Genomic DNA, 20,040 nt, shown 5'->3' on the forward strand with positions numbered 1-20,040 from the left:
CATTACCAACAATTTTTCAGCAATAACTGGATCATTTACTTCGTATGTCTCATCATTCACGCTAACTATGTATGTATTATCTGATTTGATAATCATACGCTCACCTTAAACCACATCTTTATAAACTTTTTGCTTAATCACGTTATAAATCGTTATGTAAGTAACATCTAATTGTTCTGCGATTTCCACGCAAAATGCTGTTTGTTGTCCTGTCCATTCATCAATATGTTTCCTAATCTCTCTAACCTGATCGTCAGTCAGTTTAGCAAAATTGCTCCTCTTACCAATTTTTGCTAAAGACATATTACTCCGTGTTGTTTCATCAAATTGTCCTTTACGATCTCTAGGTGATAAATTTATTGGACAATTGTTGTAAGGGACAGTATCCAAATGATGAGCCTCATCCCAACCTTCCCAAGTACCTAACCGTGCTGCCATTACAAAACGATGCTGTCCGCGCACGTAGGATTTATGACTATCATCCATTATTCCAACCTGTCTATAATTGCCCGTACATGGACTCGGCTTTAAATACCTTCCACTTTTACAACTCCAGATATTACCTGTTTGACTATGAACGAAATAATCACTAAATGACCTTTCAGTGCCATTCATATCGACTAGGTTAGGAATGCTCCAAAATTCATCCATGTTAACCGGCATTACTTTTTCCTTATTCTTCAATTCAATCACCTTATTATGTTTCAAGCGTTTCACCTTGTATCTGCTTCACTGTACACAAAAAAGAGACCAATGAAGTCACGGTCTCCTTAGTGTCTGATGGGCTATCTCACCCCATTATTACTCTCTGTCATTCCATTTTGTGGATGAATTTGTGGATTACTTGTGGACCGTTTGTGGATGTTCTGTGGATATCAAAAAACCAAAAAATATGTTTACAGATACAATATATTGGGTTATCTTAAATATGTAGTCGCAACATATTGTAGATCGGAGGTGATTTCAATGGCTAAATCAAGTTCTAGTAAAGTCTCTTCTTCTAAAATGTCGACTAAAGCTTCCTCAGTCCTTCGGAGCAGTTCTTCCAGTAAAACTGCCAAGTCTCTTGCAGGTTCTGTTTTATCACAATCAGGTAAAAGATAAAGTAAGTATTCTTCTAACAACCAAAGGAGATGGTTCACATGCCAAAGACAGTTAAGATTCGTGTAGGTGGTTCTAAATCACAATTTAAGAGTGACTTGAAAAAAGCTCAAAAGGAAATAGCGAGGGGTATTGAAAAACAAGTTAAACGCGAGTTGGACAGACTTAAATAGTACAAGCCTTCATAACCTTCATTTTCTCCTCCTCCAGGTGCGGGTACATCTGGAGGAATCACTTAATAAAAAAGAAGCGAACCAACTGGCCGCTTCTTACATGTTATATATTCAACTTTCATTTCATTTTCAATTCTCCACACATAACAAAAACCACTCCGATAGGGGAGTGGAATAAATTAAATAGAGGATATTCCTATTGTTGTAATTGCATTTAATCTAATCAAACTAATTAAAAGTCTCTTTAAGAAGAAATTATGAAGAGGTTCGTAATCATTTATATCTGCTTTCTTCATACATTCCAAATACTCAGGCTTATCTTCTGGTACCAAATAGATTGGTGGTAAGTTGTTTGTTCTCAACAGCCAATTCATCACAGCTCTACATAGCCTTCCATTTCCATCGCCAAAAGGGTGTATTTGAGCTATCCGATGATGAACTTTAACTGAAAACAAAAGCCAGTCAGACAATGATAAAATTTGTACACTTCCAAATGCCTCATCTATATCTTTGTCTAGCCAAAAAAGGTCTTCCGGTATTTGTCTATGATGAGAGGTATTAATTATTGCGCCACTTATGGCATTGTCTGTAGTTCTAAATTCACCCATTAATTCTGCTTGTGGTGCAATCTTGTATAATTCTTTATTCATTTCTTTAAGTTTATAGCTATCAAAACGTTCTTCTGAGTTTATTATGTAGTCATATAATAGAATATGACCAACAGTTTCAACGATGTTCTCATCATCTTGATACTTCGAATAGTACTCAGAATCATGTAATCTTAAACGTAAATCAGTACAAATTTCTGCTACTTTTTCTTTGGGTAAATCAATGCCTTCAACTCGACTATCGTTATAAACCAAGTCATGTTTAAAAATACTCCATAATGGACTAGTGTTGGCTTGAGGTATGTATGTATAGCCATTAATGATATTTTTTAAATAAAAGCTATCTAATGATTTAAGTTTTAGCAATTCAAATTGCTTTGTATATCCATAAGACTCAAAGAATTCTTTACTGGGTATTATATTTAAAACTCTCATATTATAGAGATGCCACATTACACTTTCATAACTAACGCCAAAATAGTAGGCAATTAGAACAGCGTCATCCGGAGAAACTTTCCCGTTTTTATCAGCATACTTTGAAATTTGTTTTTCAAAGTATTTCCTTGGCATCAGAAAATAAGTTGCAAACTGATTGGCATAGCGTTCCATGTGATCGTTACCACCAATTGGACTAGCGCTCACACTTTGAAAATCTCGTACATGATGACATAATTCATGAGCAGCAGTAAATCTTTGTCTTTCATATTTACTTTTACTGTTAATTGCAACAGCCGCATAGTTACCTTCATATCCAGGAGAGTACATACCCTCTAAACTATCTAATTCCATGAATCTATAAATGACTCCATAGTCTTTTAATACTTTGAAAATATCTATAGGAAAAATAGGGTCACTCTCTTTAAAGTAGTCATGAAAAACCAATTCAGCAAGCTCTCCGGGATGACCGCAATGCTTGCTGAATCGTCTTAAATATTCTAGATCAGTGTTGGGCATGGTTAATTATTCTCGACGCCTCTCTTTGGAAAGCTAAAAATTCATTAATTTGCCGTTTATCAAATTCACTAAGTTCCTGACCATTTCTAGCCAAGACCTGCATAGGTTTAGTTTCAGATTCATAAAAGAATGATTCTGGACATCCATAAACATAAGCGAGTTTTGTTACTTGAGCTTCAGTAGGGTTAAGCTCTCCCTTTTCAATGCTTTCCAACTCTAATGGAGATATGCCTGTCAAGTTAGAGACATATTCCAATCTCAAGCTTAATTCATTTCTGAACTCCTTCAATTGATTAAATAGCACTTTAGCCATAATACATCCCCCTTTCTAGGATATTCATTAGAAATCGAAAATGTGAAACAAAAGAACATTTGTTCTGTCTCAAGCAACTACTCTTATAGTATGGCATAAAACACAGCAAAATACACGTCTTGACAGCGACTTTTTTATGTAAATTTGTTGAACGAAACAATGATATATGATAGCATTTTAAGGATACCCACATTATTCATTGTCCGAATTCAAGGCGATTGCTTTGGTTATAATGTTTTTAAGGTATCAAAAAAGCGCCTTAAGGGAGGCGCTAAATTTAGCGATGATTTTCATAGTTCTCAATGGTAAATTTAACTTGCAAGTTCAATAATCTGTTGATTATAGTATCTCATCTGTTTTAAAATACTATTCTGTTTACGAAGATTGTCTCTATATTTTTGAGAACCTCTAGATATCGACTCGGATTCTATCTCCAATCTTTCTAACTGCTTTTTCAATTGGTCTATTTGTTTCTGCAAATACCGAATCGATTCCATCTTCTGTTTTTCTGTTTTGACTGAATTTTTAGTACTTGTTTTGGCTAATACTTGATCTTGAATCAAAAAAGTAGAAGAAGATAAAAACATGGTTAATGCAATAAATATTACAGCTATTTTTCTCAAACTCAAACACCCCATTCTATGTAATGCTTCCATTTTACACCAATGAATAAAATAGGTACATAGAATTAGACAGAAAGTTCTAATTATAAATATAACCGGTGCATATCCTTCATCTCCAATTACGAACAAGCCACAGATAGTAGCTTGCTCGTAAAAGTTTAGGAGGAAGCAAGGAACCCAGACTATTTGCTGGCCTTGCTGTACTTGCCTTTATTTATAACGCCCCAAAACAAGCGTGGCCCCTGAACTAGTGTATGCCAGTAGATAAGTGCGAGTGGAAGAAACGTGTAGCCGTGTAAATAATCATTTTTCTCCCTTTATTGACACCTTAACGCAATATTTAAATATAACAAAAATAGCCTTTTATATCAACACTTTTATTTTTAGATGTTGAAATACAAGGCTGAAAAGTTATGAAAACCATTGATTTACATAGCTTTTTTACAATTTTTCTTTCGCGCTTTTTCTCTAGATGCTGCACATTCGGGGCAGAATTTAAGTCCTTGCTTTCTTATTATATCCTTTCCACACTGCTCGCAGGGTTTGACTCTACTCAAATTCTCTTCAATATTACTGATGATCTCTTCACCGAAGCAATTCCACAACGTGTCTTTGTATGCGGTCTTCTTCACAGTATATAAATACTCAACCAATACATTTGTAAGTACTTTTGGATTGTTATACGCCTTCAACAGTTCATCACGAATGTATGTGAACATATAATCCGTAACTTGTTTTGTACTAGATTTAGTGTTTTCTCTCTGATACTTATTCTTGATGACCTTTTTATTTTTGTTTAGTTTATCATAGGTAAATCGGATCTCTTCAATCTCCCTCATTTTTGGTTCACGCTTTAACTCAGTCATCAACATTTTATAATTGAAATCATCAACTACATCGGCAAAAGATATGCGCTTGCTACTTACCATATCTGCTAAACGGTCAAGAGTTCTCTTACCTTCTGGCTGAAGACCCTTCTTTTTGTCTTTAGCATATTTAAAAACTTGTGGAAGTTTACCCCGTTTGTATTCGTCTAATCGCTTCTTTAATTCTTCGTCATTAATAGGCGCACGATACTGCGTCTTGCTGAAATCAATCTCCATGTTGTTTAATGCGCACAAACGCTTAATATCGTCCATTACCTCATCAGTAACTTCCATATGCCATGCCCGACTTATCGCATTACTTATATCACCAATGTTGGACCTAAAGCCATTCTTCAACGCTTCGAATATGGCTTCCTGTGTTATAATTTGTTTCGGTGCTGATTGCAAATTATAAGCGAGTGGAACGATGTTATTCATGTTACGTTCTGCAATGCTTATGAGTAATGGATCATCAGAACAAAGCAGTTTATCTCCATCCCAATCCAGCATAAGCAGTGTACTAATTGGGTCGTGACAACTTGTATAAACACAATTACTAATAAAGTAATCATTGTATGCCTGGTCAATCACATTGTTTCTAACCGCATGTTCTCGATACAAATGAGGAGAACGCTCAAGTAATATCTTACCTTGATCATAGAGATTACATCGCACTTCTCCATTCATCAACGCTCCAGAAGGATTCGCCTCTTGGTCAAACAACCACTGTAACCAAGCCACAACATCGGGACAAACATAAGTATACTTGCTGTTCGGGATAGATATCTTCCCTGCTTTCGCCTGTTTTACATAAGATTCTTTTGCAGTTTTAATTTCTTCCCGAACATAATTATCGCGGAGCAAATTCGGGTACACTTCCAACGCTTGTTGAAGGTAGTTCTTATTACTATTTGCTTCGGTTACACCCATAATCTCAAGCATTACATCTTTGTCTCTTCCAATCTGGTCAATTTTATCGTTAGTAGCAGTAACCAAAGTCTTCAATTCTTCATCTGAAACATCGGTAAGTGTCTGAAGCATTTGATATGTAAGCGATGCTTGGGCAAAAGTTTCATCTTCAACTGAACCAATTGCCATCTCACATTTATGTCGTTTAAACTTCTCCTTGTAGTCTTGCCAACTATCGTAATAATCGGACAATTTAAACTGTGATTTATGTAGAATTACTTGTATGTTATCATCTATGATATCCCAGGTCTTACCCCACACATCCACTACTTTTGTTGTCTTACCTTTGTATTTATCAAAAGGAACCGGGACTAACAAGCCTTTCATCCACGGTGACCGGATCATCATTGCTTTACTGCTGACCGAGGGAAGACAAAAACCAACACCATCAGTATGCTTAATGGTAATATCCCTTGTTGTTCTGGTCACAGACCAATCTTCGTCATTTACATAATCGACTACAACATCCGGTAATGTTGTATCCAAATCATCAATAACAATTACTCTATCTAAGTCAACCTTCCATGGCATTGTAGCTGAATTAGCAAGCATCATATAAGCAAGCAATTTTGATGGATTGATTCCTCCTTTTGTATTAATCATATCTCTAGTAAGCCCACAGGTTATTGTCATTTCATATTTCTTCCAGAGGGATATCTTAACGAAGACACCTTTCTTTTTCTTTATTTGCCCAGCACTTGAACTAAAATATGTGTATTCTTCACCCTTATATGTAAAGCCATCCTTCACCAGTTGACCGAACAAATCAAGATTAAAGGATTCAACGATCATCATATGATAACAGGGTTTCTTACTAGCCAATTTAGAATACTGACTAACCATTCCCAATGTCCTCGACAAAGTAGACTCAAACATTCCGGCCATATGAGAAGGCTTGATTGTAGATGTAAGTGAACGGTGAGAAACATTTTGCTTAACCAGTGAGTTCAATTCCTGTTTCGTTAAATCAATGTATTCCGTCATTTGCTTTTTTCTAGCTTTGTACATTCGTTTCTTAGACTTATTTTTCTTTGGAAGCTTATCAATGATTTCATCTCTTCGTTTTTGAATTCGATACATCTTAAACAATTTATCTTGGATTGCTTGCTCTTCCCCGTTAAAGAAGAATGAAGTAGTGATATTGGGGATGTACACCTGTTTTGATAGATTGGCCTTCTTTGATTTGTTGCTTGTCATTATATAAACATATCCTCCTGTAAATTTGAATTAAAAAAATAATATACAAATAATTACTCATGTTTAAGATGCCTTTGATCTTGATTTTAATCTTTTGTCTTTTGACTTTATCTTTTAATGTTTTCATCCCTTAAGCGTAGCGATTCAATTTCCAAACAAATAGGTCGCAGACCGTTTTGTAAATACTGAATCTAAACATCTAAAGAATCTAAAGATCTAAGACCTAATTAACTAGTGCCCATTCTATCCTGGATAATTTGGGATAGGTGATTGGATAAATTGGAATTAGACATTGGATTATTTGGGGATAGACATTGCATAGATTGGGAGTAGGTAAAATCATAATTTTTTTATGTTCTCATAATTCAAAAAATAGTGATTATTATACTTCGTAAATATCAACTTTCCATCCTCATCATATTGATAACTAGTCCCCAAATTATGTTTGTTGATGCTTATTAGCTTCTTGTCTACGAGCATTTGAGTATATTTTGGAATGGTATTCTTGCCCATGTTTAGTTCAGTTGACATCTTCTTGTCTATCCGTGTAAAGCAAAATTGTTTTCTCGAATCGGTAGCATTGATATAACTCTTTATATAGTAAAGCAGCCTTGCCTCCTGCCGAGTGAGCTTACCATCTTTAATACCAAACATTACATTTATAGGGAGCTGTGCAAAGAACTCTCCTTCCTTTCTGTTCTCGATATCAAATTTCTCCTTATTGAGTGAAATGAGAAACGGCTTGTTTGGCTCCAATTTACTCACTGGCTCAATTATGTAGTTCAAAGCATATAGATTTTGTAGTGATGCTTTCAAAGTTTTATTATCCTGAATATTCATATGTCGTTTTAAGTCTGGCCCCGACACCTCAAATGAGTAACGATCTCCGCTTCTAAATATGCAATATTTAAGATATAGAGATAAGGCGAAATCATTTATCGTCAGAGATGAATCTCGGACAACCGAATTAAGTACATTTATTGTTGAATTACCTTTCAAAAATTAGATGTCCTCCTTATTTTGTTGAATTAATGGAGAGAGGCATAAACCTCTCTCGTATGGTATGTAGAGATAAATTAAGACTCTTTTTTGTCTTTTATGTCAGATCTTTTTTGCTTGTTTTTATCTTCATTTCTTGTTTTGAGAGAATTTTGTTTTTCAGCATCCTTTTGTTTTCTCAAGTACTCTCTTCTACTAGGCTCGAAATTTTGAAACTCGTGATAGTACCCCATTCTTATATTCCTCCAAATTTGATATTTTTCAGCAGATAATCAACTTCCGTTTCATCATTTGGATACTCCATCCCATTTGAAGCACACAACATCATCAGCAATGATCTAACCATCTCAGCGTCAGCGTCATCTCTTCCCTCGTATAATGGCTTCACCTTGCTTATAATGTTTATAATGTCCATGTCCTTCTTATCTGTGTTTCCTCTTGATTTGAAGTCCTCGTATTCCTTAAGTTCTTTTTCGTAGGCTGATTCATAACCTTCAACTTCATCTGGAGCCTCCTGGTTAAGCATCTCACAATAGTCCGAGAAGAAATTAGAAATTTCTATTGGGACAGAGTGTCCCAGAGTCTCGCGACAATGCTTGTACAGATCATAGGTCTTATCATCAGAAAAAATCCAATGCCAAAGAGTATCGTAATATCCCTCCTGTTCTTTCAAAGTTAAAGTTTTAAAATTAAGAATATTCTTACTCATTCAATCTTCCTCCTATTTTTTGTTTTGGTCTTACTTTGTACATTCTAAAATTTCCAACCCCAACGGTAAACGTGCCGTTTAAATTCACCAATATCGGCGAATGACAACTCCTAATTTTTATTCGTTATTCCTGCATATTCATTCATCCAAATAAGCCTAGATGCTACATAACAAATCCTAAATGCTATAGAACTGCACTTCCGTACCATTTAGATGTTGCATATATTCATACTACATGATATTATTATGTACGTAGTAAAGGTATCTCCATTTCGAGGAAGCACCCGATGGAGTTTATTAATAGGCAAACAAAGGCATCACCTCCTTAAAAGAATAGGAAAATAAACGAGTAGGTCTATCAATGATTAGATGTACTCTATTTGAGTTTACTATAAATTGTAATCAAAATCTAGAGTTATTTTTCGTGACCGTCAGCCTGACGGAAGCGAAATTATTGATCACTTTGTACATTCTAATTCAAAACTTCTGTTTTCGTAAAGGTCCCCTACTTTCTCCTTTCTAGAGTTCAATTTGTTGTTCAATTTCTCTACCCGGTTTACTCGTTAAAATACTCTTACCCAACTTATCAAGCAATTCTTGCTGCTCATCTGTTTCTAGTTTAGCAAGAATGTTATAGGCAATAGATGGTTTAATTTTTTCCTTTCCTTCGCCGACCATAAGATCTTGCAAATCTGGAACAAGTTTAAGGAGTTGTTTATAACGCTGTAGTTGATCTACAGTTATACCCATTTTGTCTGCGAGGTTCTCTTGAGTTACAGCTTTTGCATTTTGCGTAAGCTGTAAATTTTTATTTTCTAATTGATGCCTATGTCCACCTTTACCTCCATTTTTTATCCCATAAATCCTCTCTAATCTTAATACCATGGATCATTGTAATGCTTAATGATATCACCTTGCACCCTACCGGCATCGTGTGACTCGACTTTATTTAAACGTCTAATCCGCTTTATTTCCTCCCTAATCTCTAAGCACCGGCTATGCGGTGTCTTACGATCTGAAGCTTCCTTGACCAAATCTGCAATAGTTAAATTACGCACTAATCCTTCCCCCGTTTAATGTTTGACTTTTCTTGACCTTAATTTAACCCATTGGTCAATCAAGGTCAATATTTAAAATTTTCAAGGAGCATACTGTTTATGATGCTATATAAAATGGAGTCCTAGATCATTGCTCTATGTTTAGCGGATATCCGGCGCCGCTCCGTCATAAAGAAGGAGCGTTCGGCCTGTCCAACTTGTCACCGCCACTATGACGGAAACCAGTGACAACAGGCCATCATCAGGCGGATTTAAGCATACATTAAAGCATCCATTAGATAATACTTTGGATTAGCTTGCTTCAGTTCATACAAGCGTCTTAGGCTTGCTCCTGACTCTTTAAAGTGAAACATAGCCCCATGGTTGATAGGCTCTACGAACAGACATTCAAGCGCTCTTTGTAGCTCCATTTCCTTAAGTTGTTCAAGGCTCACATATGTATGGTGGTTAGAGCCGATTTCCTTCGCCAGATCCATCATTCGGAAAGGCTTTTTTGGATGTTCGACCAAATTCCGCGAATCAAATTCTTGTATAAACAATACTCTGTCTTCGTCAGTCATAAGGAAAAACTCCAACTCAGCTTTAATGATGATTGCCTTTTTTGATACTTCGCAGTGGTTCAGGATTTCAGCGATTTCGACTTGTTTTTTCATTTTTGTTTCCTCCGTATGTTGTTGTTTTCTTTCATGTACCCATATTAACCTCTTTTGTACTCATTGTCAATAGAATTAGAGTACATTATTGCAACTTAATAGTACGAATCAATTGAATATGTACACATTGCGTGATATAATTAAGCATATACATTAAAGGAGAGATGGAAGTTTTGGAAGAGGAAGTTCAAAAAACAACAGAAGACTCTAGGAAGACTGTACAAGTTTTTGAATCAACGAAGAAGCGATTACAGGAGATAAAAACCGATCTTAAACTTTCTAATGAGAGTGATGTAGTAACATATTTAATTAGCCTATACGAGAATACTACTCATATCCCAAGAGAAGCACAAATTAAGCTACTAGAACTCATCAAGAAATAAAATACATAACAAAAAAGCCCTTGAGATGTGATCTCAGGGCTTTTTGCTGTCTATTTAAGATGAAGATTATTACCAAAGTCGCTCCATTCGCTGACCTTGTTATCTACAAAAGTCACACTTGAGGCACCATAATACCAAACTTCTCTATCTAGTAATTTGCTTATTGTATCTGGAGTACCCATGATCTCTTTGACTGTCGCTTCTGTGTCACCTTCTCCGAAAGTTTCTCCTGCGTATTCCTCTGCCGAATTGGTATACGACGAATTGACTGATGCCCTAAGATCATCATATTTATGACCTTCGTCAACCACATTCCGAGCTTCGGATATAACATCGTCTTTGGCTTTCTCTAATTCATCCTTGATGTCTGACAATATACTGTTTTTGATATCATCATTTTGTGTTTCTAACCTTGTATATACCTGCTGCTTGTATTCTTCGAATTTACTTAGCTGTGCATCTGCGTTGCCAACTGTCTCCCATGTGTTTCCCTTCAATACTTTCGTCTCACCTGTGATCCGGTTAATCATCACTGGATATTTTTGATTCAGTTTATCGTATTTGTACATTCCGGGATAAATAAAAAGACCAAATGCAGCAATACAGATAGCAACAGCTAAATATTTGAATCCATCCTTTAAAAATTCGGAGGAAAAATGTACAGGTTGATTCTTGGAGAGATTAACTCTCTTTTTTACCTGATCGTTTATCATAAAGCCAATTATGTATCCAGCTACGCCGCCAACAATGATGAGCAGAACTAATGCCCTAGTGCCGGAAGCAAAGAAATATTTTTTATAACTATATCCACCAAGAGCCAATCCCAAAAAAACTAAGATACTTGAATACTTATTCACTTAATCACATCTCCCAAATTTGTTAACCCTAACAAAAAGGTATCGTACATAATACATGCGAGCCATTTATGCTCTTATCCTCATCTCCCCAACAATCTCGACTTCGCTGATACATACTCCGCGCCCGCCAAATAGTCTCTTGCCCACAAACAGCCCGTAAGCGCTGTAGATGTGCCCCTCTTCAAGATCACAAGGTTGCTCAGACTCCCAAACAAAGCGCTCTCCTTCGCCTTCGAACACATAGTTGTGTACTGATGCCGCACTAATGTATCTGTCCAGATAGTCAACACCGTAATCATCCCTGATGTATGTAACTATGATATCAGTCTTTTTGTCCATGTTTAACACCATCATAATTGGTTGCTACTAGGCTTATTTTACCATACCAGATAGTACGAGAGTATGAATATTTTGGGTTCAGAGAACGAAGAAAAGAGATGTCTTCAGATAATTCTTAAGACATCTCTTTAGATAAAGTTTCCATATTATTCATTTTTTTATTATTTTCTTCAGATAATCATTCACATCTGATACATTCCTTTTACAGGAGTGACCCATTCCATAGCGCAAAAAGCCGTAGCTAAACTCCTTCTTGCATATTGGGCAAATTACTCTTGTTGATTTAATCATTGGCTGTTCCTCCAAAACTCTTGATAGAACTTTAACTTATTAAATTTCAACAATTTCATCTATATCAACTTTTCCAACTTTGCCTGTATCATCAAACTTCAACCTTGCAAACAACATGCCCCAATTATCTTCACTATAACCCATTAATGTCCCGGTTCTTCCTCTGTGCTTCAGTTTTAATTTATTGTACGGTTCAACTCTATATCTATTTCCAATACGAATAATCTTCTTTGATATGGTTTCATCGTTCTTTGTAATTATCACTTCATATTGACCTAATGAACCTTTATTATCTTTGACCTGCTTGATACTAGCTACTCTCATGGAAATCCCTCCACAGTCTAAATGTTCAGTCGAATTTTCACTTCAACATTCTAATTAACCTCATTGTATACTAAACAAGAAAAAAGCCAACCTCTTTAGAGATTGGCGAGTCAATTAACGTTTTGTTTTTCGTTCTTTTTGTAATCCACTTATTACGTTATTCATCGGTGTAAACTGTTCATGCTTTTCTTTAATTGATCTCTGGGACAAGTGAGTGTACTTACTCACCATACGCAAGTCAGAATGCCCCATAATCTCAGCCAAATAGCGTTCACTTCCACCATTCTCCAAAAACATTGTAGCAGAGGTATGTCTAAATAAATGAGGATGAGCTCTAATTTGCAATCCTGCCTCTTTAACATATTTCTTCAGCCTGTCTCGAAAACGGTCATCTGAGAGCGGCCCTCCATAATTAGTACAAAATATATAATCAGTTTCAAATTCAGCGCATTCCTTAAGCAGCTCTTTGATTAAGCGTGCCGTTCTTTTTTGTATTGGAACCGTGCGCCCTCTTCTCGATTTAGCTATGGTTTCATTTATATATATTGAGCCATGGACGAGTTCTACATCGTTGACCTTTAGCGTAAGCACTTCATTAATACGAGCAAAAGAATCGATGAGTACATTCATAATTACATAATCTCGGAACCCTGCATAAGTGCGCTGGTCAGGTACAGCTAACAACTTTTTTAGATCATCAGTTGACATAATTTTCATTTCTTTCTGCGGTTCCTTTACCTTACGGATCTTAGCGCATGGGTTCTTATCAATGTATCCTTCATCCTCAAGAAACGTAAACAGAGTTCGCAGCTTGCCGAATTTAGTATTAACCGTCACAGGCGATAAGCCTAGTGTCATATTCCGTTCGTTCTTATGGGGATGTTCATCCCATTTCCGTTTGGAATGTAAAAGCCAAGCAATAAATGACCGCAGTAAATCTGGTGTAATGCCAGTGATTGTTCGTTCGATTTTTTGTTCAGCAAGGAAGTCACAAAGGTAACGGTAGCTTTCCCTATACATTTCGAGTGTCCTCGGTGATCGACCTTCAGCTATTTTGGCACTGTAGAAAATATCAAACAATTCATCAAGTGACTTATCTGCACCAACCTTAGAACGACCACTTTTGTACCGTTTGCCTATACGATTATCCACAAAAAAACGCCTCCCCTTCGCGTAATTTGCGATGGTTCAGCGCTGAAAATTTAATGTATGTAGCCGCTCACCTTTGTACCGTAAATGTACAAAATTTAGCGTCAAAAACGTTGATAAATAAGGGTATCATCGTATAATTCTGAAGTCCAGACCCCAAGGGTGCGCGCTACCAGACTGCGCCATACCCCGATGGTATGTACGTCTTCTGCAGATCGAATCGCATTAGCGACAAATATTATTATACGACTTACCGATCCCCTCTTGCAAGCAAAATCTGAGGTTAACACACACTAAATTTCACCCTCACAGGTGCAAGGTTGTCCCACAAATTAAGGTGAAATTAAGGTGAAATTTAGGTGAATCTTGAGGTAACACCGGCTATTACCTTTTTTAGAAGGACCGCTAATAGTAGAGTAATGACAATGCAGATTAGATTATACGCAAGATTGTCGAAGCTTTTGCTTATTTTAGACGTGAGATGTAAAATCCTTTCATGAATCAAATAGATTTCAAGACTGTGTGTGCCGCAGAAGGTCAAGAAGATAAACTTTTTGATGCCAAGCTTTGAAGTAAATTGTAAAAAAGCAGCAAGAAACAAACACAAAGGCAGCGTCATTAAAATAAAAGGGTACCACCATATTCCATAATTCCATAAGTATTCGTCAGGTAGATATTTCAGACTGGCAAGTAAAGAGGTCAACCCGAAAATGACTGCCGCTAAGTTAATGATTACATGTGCCATAGTAATTTTTTTGTGGATTTCAATCCAATACCCGACAAGAAACCCAGTGAAGAAAATTGGAATTCTGATCGTGAAAATAAGCAAATACGATAATGGAGTTGGAGTAATGGCAACGGATAACAGTAATGCACCAATAACTACCGCAGAAAGTATAATATATTTGTTTTTCAACTTAAAATAATTCATAAAGAAGGGTGTCAGGAAATATAAAACCAAAATCGAAGGAACATACCAATCAAATTTCTTATCCGAGTTCAACCAAAAGCTTAGCGTCGTCAAATTTAAAACTGCATCTGTAAGCGACATTTCACCTTTATACCATTCAAAAAAACAAATGATAAACACAACGGCAAGATAGGTAGGAAGAATCCGCAGCAGTCTTCGCTTATAAAATGTATTTACGTTACTATCTTTCTGCCATGCAAAGTACAACCCCAAACCCGATAGCATTAAAAAAATATCCACTCCCCCATAACCGGTTGCTTTAATTGTATTGAGGATTGGAACAGTCGAGACGTTAATCGTAGAATGAAAAAATACAATCCATAATATCGCGATCCCCATAAGCTCCGTTCGGTACTTGCTAATTACCTTGTAATTAAGGTTGTTCATAAAGTCCCCCCAGTTGAATGGATATGAAATAATTATAACCAAAAATATATTTAGAATTTTATAGATATTTTCCAGGCGCTGTGCTATACTTTCCCTACAAGGAAAGGAGGTGCGTTCACATTAATAATGACATGTTGAACGTATCCCTTACCCGGACCATTGGCTAATGAATCGGCCTTGGTGGCGCGGGATACGGATCACGAAAGTTAAGCGCCTCGGGTAGAGAGACCGTCTTCGGACGGTCTTTTTTTATTGACCGGATCATATCGATAAGAAAAGCACAAGACCGCTTAGCCTTGAACCAGGGTCCACGGATAAGCGGTCTACTGGAAACGGATCTCTGACTGGCCTTAGCAGGGCCGATGAATAGGCATCACTGCCTCAAGGCAGCGGGTATGAAGCTTTAAGATTTCCGGTTCTTATAGAAGTCGATAATATCGCTGACCGTGCGGAGCGGCTCCGCTTCCTTGGAGGTCGGGTTCGTATTTGGCTTGAATTCGTCATGCGTCTTTGTTGTCATTTCAAAGTTCATCCTTTCGCTGGTTAGCCTTCTCTAGTATTTACGGCGCCTTATGTTATTACCCAAAAACAGCAGGCAACGACACCTATACAATATATGGCTTTGTTGAACTTTTTATGACGGCTATTTTCCCCTTTTTTCATTTCGAATATTCCGGAAACTCTGCGTGGCAAGCCAAGGTCTGTACCAACGAAAAAACGCCTTTTTAACTTGTCCGTTAAAAAGACGCCTTCTCTTCACTGCTGCAGCTGCCGCCGCAAGCTTCTTTGTTCTCCGCCTTCAACCGCTCCAGCAGCTTAAGGTCTTTCGGTGTAAGCTCCACCTTGTCCAGCAGGTCGGGTCTGCGCTCCAGCGTCCGCTTCAGCGCTTGCTCCTTCCGCCACTCTTCGATATTGGCATGATGGCCGCTCAGCAGCATATCCGGCACCTTCCAGCCCCGGAACTCGGCAGGCCGCGTATAATGCGGATATTCCAGCAGCCCCGTGCTGAACGAATCGGTCACAGCAGAGGATTCATTTCCCAGCGCCCCCGGCTGCAGACGGACAACCGCATCAATAACTGTAAGAGCGGGCAGCTCCCCGCCGGTCAGCACGTAATCGCCGATCGACAGTTCATCGGTAACGAGATGCTCCCGTATGCGCTCGTCATACCCCTCGTAGTGGCCGCAAATAAAAATGAGATGCTTCTCCCCGGCCAGCTCCTCGGCAATTCGCTGATCGAAGGTTTGGCCTTGCGGGCACATGAGAATAATCCGCGGTTTGGCGTTCTCCTCCTTCAGATTATCCAGAAGATGCTCCACCGCGGCAAAAATCGGCTCGGGCTTGAGCACCATACCCCCTCCTCCGCCATAAGGGGTGTCGTCAACGCTGTTATGCTTGTTGTTCGCAAAATCGCGGAAGTTCACCGCGCTCAGTTTGGCGATGCCATTTTCCCGCGCCTTCCCCAGAATGCTTGTCCCGAACACGCCTTCACACATTTCCGGAAAAAGCGTCAACACATCAACTCGGATCATGACAGCAGTCCTTCCATCAGCTGAATCTTGACCCGTTTGTTCGGTACATCGACGTCAAGCACCACATCGTCAATGACCGGAATCAGAATATCCTGGCCTTTCGGGCGCTTAACCACCCAGACATCATTGGCTCCGGGTGTCAAAATTTCGGCAATGACACCAAGCGGCGCGTTCCCTTCTTCCTCCGTAAAGACCTCGCAGCCAATAATATCGTGAAAATAGTATTCGTTCTCCGGCAGTTCTACACGTTCGCCCTCAGTCACTTTGATCAGACTGCCTTTGTATTTTTCGATCTGGTTGATGTCGCTAAAGCCCTTCAGCTTCACGATATACATTCCCTTATGCTCGCGGGCCGCCTCCACGATAACCTCGATCCGCCCTTTTCCATCTTCCGGAATAATGATCAGTTTACTGCCCGGCGCAAATCTCACCTCGGGAAAATCGGTACGGGACAACACTTTGATCTCCCCGCGGATGCCGTGGGTATTGACCAGCTTGCCTACCGTTAACAACGTTTCCGTCATGCCATCCACTCCCTTAACGCTTCAGCTTTATATTCATAACGTTCCCCGGTATAAGCAGCCTATGCCCGCGGGAAGGTCTGTTATTTTCTTAATCAAGAAGAAACGGCTTCGCCGTCCTTTTAGGGACGACACCCGTTTCTCGTAGAAATAGAAGAGACTTTTGTATGCGTACCGCATATACCTCTTCTATTTTAGACAAAAGGAGCCGGAATCCAGTGATCCCCAGCCCCTTTTCACATGACACCGATTAGGATAAAATATCCACGGTGACGCGCTTATCGCTCTTGACTGCTGCCGATGTAACGACTGTCCGAAGCGCTTTGGCGATCCGTCCCTGCTTGCCGATCACCTTGCCCACATCATTAGGATGAACGGACAATTCATAGACAATCAGATGATCCTTCTCCACGGTCCGCACCGTTACATCTTCCGGATGATCCACTAAAGCCTTAGCAATAACTGCAACTAATTCTTCCATAGAGGACCCTCGCAATCAGTCATTATTTCTGCAGCTTAGACTCATGGAACTTCTTCAACACACCCGCTTTGCTCAGCAAGTTGCGAACGGTGTCGGATGCTTGCGCACCGGTTTGAAGCCACTTGAGCGCTTTTTCCTCATCGATGTTCACTACTGCCGGTTGTGCAACCGGGTTATAGTAACCAATTTCCTCGATAAAACGACCGTCACGAGGAGACCGGGAATCGGAAACCACTACACGATAGAAAGGCGCTTTATGAGCACCCATACGTTTCAGACGAATACGTACTGCCACGAAATTCACCTCCTTCAAAGAGTTTCCCCTCCCAAACCCTCCCCAATGGGGAGGGCCCCAAGGGCTGCCGCCCTCTGGACACCGGCTAATGGCAATTGGCGTTGACGGGAGGACTGGCGGGACCTTGGATGGTTGGGGTAATGATCGCTTTTCGTCCCTGACGGGACACGCTTAACTGTTGATCTATCTAGTCACGGGTTGAACCCCTAAAAAACTAAAACCTCAAAAGATAAAAGACTAAGGGCGGATCAACCTATGTTGTACAATGGTTAATCTCGATAAAAGATTAAAACATTAAAGGCATGATTAACCTATGTTGTACAATGGTTAATCTCGAACAAAAGATTAAAACATTAAAGACTATGATTAACCTATGTTGTACAATGGTTAATCTCGATAAAACATTAACGGAAAGGGAATTTCATGCCTTTACCGCCGAGCGCCTTAAGCTGCTTCATGGCGTTCTTCTTGGAGGCTTTGCCTCCGCCCATTCCGCCCATCATACCTGAGAACTGCTTCATCATCCGGCGCATATCATCGAACTGCTTGATGAGCCGGTTCACCTCGGCGAGCGAGGTGCCGCTGCCGGCGGCGATCCGCTTGCGGCGGTTATGGTTGATGATCTCGGGCTGGCTCTTCTCCTTCTTCGTCATCGATTTGACGATCGCTTCGACGCGGCCCATCTGCTTGTCGTCGACCTTCAAATCCTTCATGCCCTTGGCTTTGTTCATGCCCGGGAGCATGTCGAGGATCTGATCGATCGGGCCGAGCTTCTTGACCTGATCCATTTGCTCCAGGAAATCGTCGAACGTAAACTCCGCGTTGCGCATCTTACGTTCCATTTCCTTCGCTTTGTCAGCGTCGATGTTAGCCTGAGCTTTCTCGATCAGCGACAGCATATCGCCCATACCGAGAATCCGCGACGCCATCCGCTCCGGATGGAACGGCTCCAGCGCGTCGATCTTCTCGCCGAGAGCGGCGAACTTGATCGGGCAGCCGGTTACGGCCTTGACGGAGAGGGCGGCTCCGCCGCGCGTATCGCCGTCGAGCTTAGTCAGCACGACGCCGGACAGATCTAGCTGCTTGTTGAAGCTGTCGGCCACGTTCACGGCATCCTGGCCGGTCATAGCGTCGACAACCAGCAGCACTTCGTCCGGCTTCACAGTAGCGTGAATCTGCTTCAGCTCTTCCATGAGCTCTTCATCGACATGCAAGCGGCCGGCGGTATCGATAATAACATAATCGAGATTGTTGTCCTTGGCGTGCTGTAGACCCTGCTTGGCGATTTCGACTGGACTTACCTTGTCGCCCAGCGAGAACACCGGCACCTTGATCTGCTCACCGAGCACCTCAAGCTGCTTGATTGCCGCAGGGCGGTAAATGTCGCCGGCCACGAGCAGCGGGCGGTGATTCCCCTTTTGCAGCAGCTTCGCCAGCTTTCCGGAGGTCGTCGTCTTACCGGCGCCCTGAAGGCCCGCCATCATAATGACGGTCGGCGGCTTGTTCGCCTTGGCCAGCTTTGCCTGGGTGCCTCCCATCAATTCCGTCAATTCCTTATTGACGATGTCGATGATGACCATGCCCGGCGTGAAGCTCTCCATGACTTCCTTGCCGATGGCTTTCTCCTTCACCTTCGCAACAAAGTCTTTGACGACCTTGAAGTTAACGTCCGCTTCCAGCAGCGCAAGCCGAACCTCGCGCATTGCCTCGTTTACGTCATCTTCGGACACTTTGCCTTTGCCGCGCAGCTTGCTGAACACACTCTGCAGTCTTCCGGTTAATCCTTCAAATGCCATAGGCTGCCTTCTCCCTTCAAGCTACTCCAGCTTCTCCAAAGAATCCACAATATCCGTAAAGCGCCGTTTGTACGGCTCAGGCAGCCCTACGTCCTTCGGCAGGCTGCGCAATTCTTCCAAATACCGGGTGCGGCTTTCATGCTTCGCCACCAGTCCCAGCTTATTCTCATAGTTCTCCAGCACCTGCTCGGCGCGCTTGATATGCTCATACACGGCCTGACGGCTGATATCGAATTCGGCAGCGATTTCTCCCAGCGAGAAATCGTCGTGAAAGTAATATTTCAGAAACATCTGCTGTTTGTCTGTAAGCAGAGATTCGTAGAATGCGAACAATATGTTAATTCGGTTGGTTTTCTCTAGCCGGTTACCCTCACTCATCAAGGGCACTCCCTTCGTCAAGGAAAAACACTTTACACCATTTCAACGCTCCCTATAATACCTAAAACAAAGAAAGATGTCAAGCATTTTTGCTTGTCATCTTTTTCTCTGTTC

General features: G+C 40.1%; 23 protein-coding genes. 2 read left to right on the plus strand and 21 right to left on the minus strand.

All coding sequences use genetic code 11. From position 1 onward, the window contains the following. Nucleotides 1-105 precede the first annotated feature (105 nt). Nucleotides 106-717 carry a helix-turn-helix domain-containing protein gene (locus G5B47_RS02630; RefSeq protein ID WP_165094017.1) on the minus strand — a complete coding sequence of 204 codons (612 nt, stop codon included), beginning with the start codon at nt 715-717 and terminating at the stop codon, nt 106-108. Nucleotides 718-1,142: 425 nt separating this feature from the next. On the opposite strand from G5B47_RS02630, the gene G5B47_RS25820 reads away from it, so the two are divergent. Further along, complete coding sequence (locus G5B47_RS25820) at nt 1,143-1,274, plus strand: hypothetical protein (protein WP_268958319.1); 132 nt, start codon at nt 1,143-1,145, stop codon at nt 1,272-1,274. A gap of 179 nt (nt 1,275-1,453) precedes the next feature. On the opposite strand, the gene G5B47_RS02635 is transcribed toward G5B47_RS25820, so the two are convergent. The 9 genes from G5B47_RS02635 to G5B47_RS02670 form a co-directional block, all read right to left on the minus strand. After that, nucleotides 1,454-2,836 carry an ImmA/IrrE family metallo-endopeptidase gene (locus tag G5B47_RS02635; protein ID WP_165094020.1) on the minus strand — a complete coding sequence of 461 codons (1,383 nt, stop codon included), beginning with the start codon at nt 2,834-2,836 and terminating at the stop codon, nt 1,454-1,456. Further along, nucleotides 2,823-3,149 (minus strand): helix-turn-helix transcriptional regulator, encoded by a 327-nt coding sequence (locus G5B47_RS02640; RefSeq protein WP_165094023.1) that lies wholly within the window; start codon nt 3,147-3,149, stop codon nt 2,823-2,825. Before G5B47_RS02640 ends, G5B47_RS02635 begins: the two co-directional genes overlap by 14 nt. Nucleotides 3,150-3,460: 311 nt before the next feature. After that, nucleotides 3,461-3,772 (minus strand): hypothetical protein, encoded by a 312-nt coding sequence (locus G5B47_RS02645; protein ID WP_165094026.1) that lies wholly within the window; start codon nt 3,770-3,772, stop codon nt 3,461-3,463. A 428-nt stretch (nt 3,773-4,200) separates the two neighbouring features. Continuing rightward, on the minus strand, nt 4,201-6,804 hold the full coding sequence (locus G5B47_RS02650) for an RNA dependent RNA polymerase (RefSeq protein ID WP_165094029.1): 2,604 nt from the start codon (nt 6,802-6,804) through the stop codon (nt 4,201-4,203). Between the two features lie 339 nt (nt 6,805-7,143). Continuing rightward, the gene (locus G5B47_RS02655; protein WP_165094032.1) at nt 7,144-7,620 is read right to left on the minus strand and encodes a hypothetical protein; all 477 of its coding nucleotides are present in this window, start codon (nt 7,618-7,620) and stop codon (nt 7,144-7,146) included. 260 nt (nt 7,621-7,880) lie between these two features. Then, complete coding sequence (locus tag G5B47_RS25335; protein WP_206107180.1) at nt 7,881-8,036, minus strand: hypothetical protein; 156 nt, start codon at nt 8,034-8,036, stop codon at nt 7,881-7,883. Between the two features lie 2 nt (nt 8,037-8,038). Next, on the minus strand, nt 8,039-8,512 hold the full coding sequence (locus G5B47_RS02660; protein ID WP_165094034.1) for a hypothetical protein: 474 nt from the start codon (nt 8,510-8,512) through the stop codon (nt 8,039-8,041). 519 nt (nt 8,513-9,031) lie between these two features. After that, nucleotides 9,032-9,397: a hypothetical protein gene (locus tag G5B47_RS02665; RefSeq protein ID WP_165094037.1), complete on the minus strand. Its 366-nt coding sequence runs from the start codon at nt 9,395-9,397 to the stop codon at nt 9,032-9,034. A gap of 424 nt (nt 9,398-9,821) precedes the next feature. Next, nucleotides 9,822-10,223, minus strand: coding sequence for a hypothetical protein (locus G5B47_RS02670; protein WP_165094040.1), 402 nt, complete (start codon nt 10,221-10,223; stop codon nt 9,822-9,824). A 164-nt stretch (nt 10,224-10,387) separates the two neighbouring features. On the opposite strand from G5B47_RS02670, the gene G5B47_RS02675 reads away from it, so the two are divergent. Further along, nucleotides 10,388-10,606 carry a hypothetical protein gene (locus G5B47_RS02675; protein WP_165094042.1) on the plus strand — a complete coding sequence of 73 codons (219 nt, stop codon included), beginning with the start codon at nt 10,388-10,390 and terminating at the stop codon, nt 10,604-10,606. A 50-nt stretch (nt 10,607-10,656) separates the two neighbouring features. On the opposite strand, the gene G5B47_RS02680 is transcribed toward G5B47_RS02675, so the two are convergent. The 11 genes from G5B47_RS02680 to G5B47_RS02730 form a co-directional block, all read right to left on the minus strand. Next, nucleotides 10,657-11,463: a hypothetical protein gene (locus G5B47_RS02680; RefSeq protein WP_165094045.1), complete on the minus strand. Its 807-nt coding sequence runs from the start codon at nt 11,461-11,463 to the stop codon at nt 10,657-10,659. Nucleotides 11,464-11,529: 66 nt separating this feature from the next. Beyond that, the gene (locus G5B47_RS02685) at nt 11,530-11,802 is read right to left on the minus strand and encodes a hypothetical protein (protein ID WP_165094048.1); all 273 of its coding nucleotides are present in this window, start codon (nt 11,800-11,802) and stop codon (nt 11,530-11,532) included. A gap of 330 nt (nt 11,803-12,132) precedes the next feature. Continuing rightward, nucleotides 12,133-12,417, minus strand: coding sequence for a hypothetical protein (locus tag G5B47_RS02690; protein ID WP_165094051.1), 285 nt, complete (start codon nt 12,415-12,417; stop codon nt 12,133-12,135). Nucleotides 12,418-12,531: 114 nt separating this feature from the next. Next, nucleotides 12,532-13,569, minus strand: coding sequence for a tyrosine-type recombinase/integrase (locus G5B47_RS02695; protein ID WP_328804429.1), 1,038 nt, complete (start codon nt 13,567-13,569; stop codon nt 12,532-12,534). Between the two features lie 352 nt (nt 13,570-13,921). Further along, nucleotides 13,922-14,923, minus strand: a complete 1,002-nt coding sequence (locus tag G5B47_RS02700; RefSeq protein ID WP_165094053.1) for an acyltransferase family protein — start codon at nt 14,921-14,923, stop codon at nt 13,922-13,924. Nucleotides 14,924-15,660: 737 nt separating this feature from the next. Continuing rightward, on the minus strand, nt 15,661-16,452 hold the full coding sequence (gene trmD, locus G5B47_RS02705) for a tRNA (guanosine(37)-N1)-methyltransferase TrmD (RefSeq protein ID WP_165095400.1): 792 nt from the start codon (nt 16,450-16,452) through the stop codon (nt 15,661-15,663). Then, nucleotides 16,452-16,979, minus strand: a complete 528-nt coding sequence (gene rimM, locus G5B47_RS02710) for a ribosome maturation factor RimM (protein ID WP_165094056.1) — start codon at nt 16,977-16,979, stop codon at nt 16,452-16,454. Before rimM ends, trmD begins: the two co-directional genes overlap by 1 nt. A 247-nt stretch (nt 16,980-17,226) precedes the next feature. Further along, nucleotides 17,227-17,457, minus strand: coding sequence for a KH domain-containing protein (locus G5B47_RS02715; protein ID WP_025335405.1), 231 nt, complete (start codon nt 17,455-17,457; stop codon nt 17,227-17,229). Nucleotides 17,458-17,479: 22 nt separating this feature from the next. Further along, nucleotides 17,480-17,752, minus strand: coding sequence for a 30S ribosomal protein S16 (gene rpsP / locus G5B47_RS02720; RefSeq protein WP_025335406.1), 273 nt, complete (start codon nt 17,750-17,752; stop codon nt 17,480-17,482). 404 nt (nt 17,753-18,156) lie between these two features. Then, nucleotides 18,157-19,548 (minus strand): signal recognition particle protein, encoded by a 1,392-nt coding sequence (gene ffh, locus G5B47_RS02725; RefSeq protein ID WP_165094059.1) that lies wholly within the window; start codon nt 19,546-19,548, stop codon nt 18,157-18,159. A 21-nt stretch (nt 19,549-19,569) separates the two neighbouring features. Beyond that, a complete protein-coding gene (locus G5B47_RS02730) occupies nt 19,570-19,926 on the minus strand; it encodes a putative DNA-binding protein (RefSeq protein ID WP_025335408.1) in 357 nt (118 codons plus the stop codon). Nucleotides 19,927-20,040: the final 114 nt, after the last annotated feature.

Origin of the sequence: Paenibacillus apii (assembly GCF_011043685.1) — a bacterium.
GTDB classification, from domain to species: domain Bacteria; phylum Bacillota; class Bacilli; order Paenibacillales; family Paenibacillaceae; genus Paenibacillus_AQ; species Paenibacillus_AQ sabinae.